General features: G+C 71.0%; 4 protein-coding genes. 2 read left to right on the top strand and 2 right to left on the bottom strand.

Annotated features, from left to right (window positions below):
- Both R6V09_RS47780 and R6V09_RS47775 read right to left on the bottom strand, forming a co-directional pair.
- Positions 1-1053: thiamine pyrophosphate-binding protein (locus R6V09_RS47780; protein ID WP_317887719.1), on the bottom strand; the 1053-nt coding region annotated here is incomplete at its 3' end.
- A 51-nt stretch (positions 1054-1104) separates the two neighbouring features.
- Positions 1105-1944, bottom strand: coding sequence for a type 1 glutamine amidotransferase domain-containing protein (locus R6V09_RS47775; RefSeq protein ID WP_317887718.1), 840 nt, complete (start codon positions 1942-1944; stop codon positions 1105-1107).
- Positions 1945-2262: 318 nt separating this feature from the next.
- Here R6V09_RS47775 and R6V09_RS47770 point away from each other — a divergent pair, with 318 nt between their 5' ends.
- Both R6V09_RS47770 and R6V09_RS47765 read left to right on the top strand, forming a co-directional pair.
- Positions 2263-2676: a hypothetical protein gene (locus R6V09_RS47770; RefSeq protein WP_317887717.1), complete on the top strand. Its 414-nt coding sequence runs from the start codon at positions 2263-2265 to the stop codon at positions 2674-2676.
- A 26-nt stretch (positions 2677-2702) separates the two neighbouring features.
- A partial coding sequence (locus R6V09_RS47765) for a GMC family oxidoreductase (protein WP_317887716.1) occupies positions 2703-3989 on the top strand: 1287 nt, incomplete at its 3' end.

Genomic DNA, 3989 nt, shown 5'->3' with positions numbered 1-3989 from the left:
GACGCTCTTCCGATCTCGCTCGACCGCCGCCGTCCGCCGCCCGAGGCCCATCTCCCGGCCGAGCGCGTCGGCGAGCAGGCCGAGCGTGGCCTTCGGGTCGGCGACGATACCGAGGTCGACGGGGTGGTTCTTGGCGATCGCACCGGAGTCGAGGTCGATGTGCACGACCGGGACACCGGCCCCGAAGACACCGTCGAGGGCCGGGTACACCTCGGGCAGCACATAGGTGCCCACGATGAGGACACCGTCGGCGGCGCCGGTGGTCTTCCGGCTCTGTTCGCCGAACATGTGGCCCAACTGGCCCGCGTAGGCGGGATGTTCGACGGACAGGTTGACCTCGGCCCAGTCGGCGCCGTACACGTCGGCTCCCCACACCTCGGCCAGCCGCCCCAACTCGGCCTGGGCGCCCGCGAAGTGGACGCCGTCGCCGGCGATGACGAGCGGGTTGCGGGCGTCGGCGAGCAGCGCGGCGGCCCTCGCCACGGTGTCGGGGGCGGGCAGGCTGCGGGTCTCCGGGTAGGAGACGGGCGCCACCGGTTCGGCGGTGTCGCGGTCCATGACGTCGGCGGGCAGCACGACCAGTACCGGACCGTACGGCGGGGTCGCGGCGACCTTGAAGGCGCGGCGCAGCACCCGCAGCGTGGAGTCGGGGTCGACCACGCGGGTCGCCCACTTGGTCACCGGCTTGGCCATGCCGACCAGGTCGGCGGCCATCTGCGCGTCCATGCTGTCGTAGCGCAGCCCGGCCTCGCCGACCAGGGTGACGATCGGGGCGTGGCCGCGCATCGCCTGGTAGAGCATCCCGATGCCGTTGCCGAGCCCTACTCCGGAGTGGAGTTGCAGGACCGCCGGGGTGCGGGTGGCGCGTGCGTAGCCGTCGGCCATGCCGACGGCCGTGCACTCCTGGAGGGCTAGGACGTACTGGATCGAGGGGAAGGAGCGCAGTTCGTCGAGGAACCCCTGCTCGACCGTGCCGGGGTTGCCGAACATGAACCGGACCCCTTCGGCCTGCAGTTGTTCGAGCAGCGCGATCCGCGCGGGCCTGCTGTCCATCGTGTGCTCACCTCTCGTCGGGGCGGAGGAGCGTCAGGCGGTCGCCGTGGGTCAGGCGGTCGTCCTGAACCCCCACTGCCGCAGGCCCTCTTCGAGGACCTCGACGGTCTTCTGTCCGGTCAGGTAGGAGTCGGGCGTCGAACGGCCCGTGATGAACGGGTAGTCGACGATGACGGAGGTCGTCTTGCCGAAGTTGCCGTGATAGGCGCCGCCGGGTGCGGTGGCGTCGCGCAGGATGTACTCCAGCGGGTAGGGCGGCGGCCCCATGACGAAGTCGGTGCCGATGAACCCGGTGCCGTCCTTGTAGTCGTACTCGATGCAGTGGCCGGTGACGTGCTTGCCGCGGATGAGGGACTCGCGGGTCTCCTGGTCGCGGGCGAAGGCGAGGCAGGCGACGCCGTAGCACTCGGCGGCGATCGGCCGGTCCAGGGCGTGGAAGGCGAGGATCAGGTCGTGGACGCGCCAGTTGTTGGCGAGGTCGACGATCGGTCCGCTGCCGCCGACGATCAGCAGCGCGTCGTAGCGGTCGGCGATCTGTGAACGCACCTGCTCCAGGCGGGTGTTGTAGGCCTCCCAGTCGCGCAGGAAGTACGGCTTGGACCGGTAGGGCCGGTCGGGCAGCCAGGACGACAGGTCGAGCGGGTTGTCGAGCCGGTCCGAGTCCTCGACCTTCCGTACCTTGGCGGCGGTCTCGGGGGTGGTGACGGAGCGGCCGAGCGGCGGGTCGACGTACTCGGGTTCCATGCTCGGCGGCAGCGCCTGCGGACGCTTGCCGGTGGGGGTGGCGAAGGTGAGGTGGTAGCCGGCCTGGTCGAAGGTCTCCAGGGGGCCGATCAACTCCTCGCCCCAGTAACCGTGTTCGGACAGGACGACCAGAATGCGCTTGCTCATGGGGTTCCTCCCGTTCGGCGGGACGGTGCCGACTGGCGGATTCCTGTGTACGTCGATGTCGTTCGCGCCGGTCGGCGGCGGGGCCCGGGTCGCGGCACATCCTCAAGTGGCCGAACGCACTACGGCATGTTGTGGCCATCGGTCTTCGTCCGGTGAACCCGGCGGCGTACGCCGGGAGTTGCCGCAGCTCGGGCCGCGACTTCGCACAGTGCGGCCGGTCCGCGCGCACGAGCGGACCGGGCGGGCGCGGATATGGGGTCATCGAACCCGTGCCGCTTCCGGACCCCGGGAGCGGAACCCCGATGAGCGGAGACACACATGCCGAGCGAACAGACCGGCTCCGACCGGGAGATCGCCGGGTTCGTGCAGCGCTGGTACGACCTGCTGAGCGAGCACGCGCCGGTCGAGGAGCTGCTGCCCTTCGTCGCCGACAAGGGCCTGGTGATGGCCTTCCCGGAGCGGACCCTGTACAGCCACGCGGACTTCCTCGACTGGTACACGGCCGTCGGCGAGGCCTACACCGACCAGAGCCACACCGTCGAGGAGGTCACCGAGCACGAGGACGGCACCCGTGTCGACGTCGACATCACGGTGGTGTGGACCGCCAAGTCGACCGCGGACGGCACCGTTTCGTCCTTCCGGATCAACCAGAAGTGGCAGCTGGAGCGGCCCGCACCGGGCGCCCGCCCGCTGATCGTCGACTACCGGGTCGGCGAGCCGGCCGCGATCTGATATCCCGTCACCTTTTGGAGGCTGACATGCCGTCGAAGTCGGTGCCCCTCGGGGCCGATTACATCGTCGTCGGCGCCGGCTCGGCCGGCTGCGCGGTCGCTGCCCGGCTGAGTGAGGATCCGTCGACGACCGTGGTCCTGCTGGAGGCGGGCGGCTGGGACGAGCGCCCCGAGATCCACCGGGCCGACGCGGCCTCGGTCCTCTCGCTGCTCACCGCCGAGTGGCGGAGCGAGATCGACTGGGGCTACGTCACCGAGTCCGAGGCGGGCATGGAGGGCCGCCGTGTCCCCGTGGCCCGTGGCAAGGTCGTCGGCGGGTGCAGTTCCGTCAACGCCCTGATGTGGGTGCGCGGCAGCCGTCACGACTACACCCGCTGGGTCGCCGAGGGCGCGACCGGATGGTCGTACGACGAGGTCCTGCCGTTCTTCAAGCTGGCCGAGGACTACTCGGGCGGCGCGGACGGGTTCCGTGGCGCGGGCGGGCCCGTCCGGGTCCGGCAACTCGATCAACCCTCCCCGATCGCGCGGGCGTTCGTGGAAGGCGCCGGTGAACTCGGGTACGCCACGGACACCGGCGGGGACTACAACGGCGCCCGGCAGGAAGGCTTCGGCTTCCTGTACCAGACGTTCCGCGACGACGCGGGCCGCCGGTGCAGCACCGCCGACGCCTATCTTCGGCCGGCCCTTGGGTGCCCCAACCTGACCGTGCTGACCGACACCCTGGCCACCCGGCTGCTGCTTACCGGGACGCGGGTCACGGGCGTCGAGTACGTCCAGGACGGCACCCGGCACGAACTGCGCGCCGAGAGCGAAGCCATCGTGTGCGCCGGGGCGTTCGAGACGCCGAAGCTGCTCATGCTGTCCGGCATCGGCCCGGCCACGCAGCTGCGGGAGCACGGCATCCGCTGTGTCCAGGACCTGCCGGGGGTCGGCGCCGGACTTCAGGACCACCTGTTCACGCCCATCTGCTACCAGTCGCTTCAGGAGCACCCCTCCGGCGCGCTGCTGTCCGAGGCGGGGCTGTTCACCCACACCCGCGAGGCGGGTCCGGAGGACTCCCCCGACCTCCAATTCACCTTCGGCCCCATCAAGTTCCTGCCGTCCGACGCCCCAGCCGACCAGTGGGAGGGGCCCGGCTTCACCTTCGCGCCGATCGCGCTGCAACCGCAGAGCCGGGGCCGGGTGCGGCTGCGCGACGCCGACCCGCGGTCCAACGCCGTCGTCAGCGCCGGCTACCTCACCTCCTCGGCCGACCTCGATGTCCTGGTGCACGGCGTGCAGTTGGCGCGCGAGCTGGCCGCCACCCGCGCCTTC

The organism is Streptomyces sp. W16, from assembly GCF_033194735.1.
GTDB lineage: Bacteria > Actinomycetota > Actinomycetes > Streptomycetales > Streptomycetaceae > Streptomyces.
Note: the sequence above shows the minus strand (reverse complement) of the source record. Positions and strands in the feature narration are given on the sequence as shown.

Bases quoted from the DNA above. Each gene is read 5' to 3' on its own strand.
- R6V09_RS47770 (WP_317887717.1), top strand. From the start codon at position 2,263: ATGCCGAGCGAACAGACCGGCTCCGACCGGGAGATCGCCGGGTTCGTG.
- R6V09_RS47775 (WP_317887718.1), bottom strand. From the start codon at position 1,944: ATGAGCAAGCGCATTCTGGTCGTCCTGTCCGAACACGGTTACTGGGGC.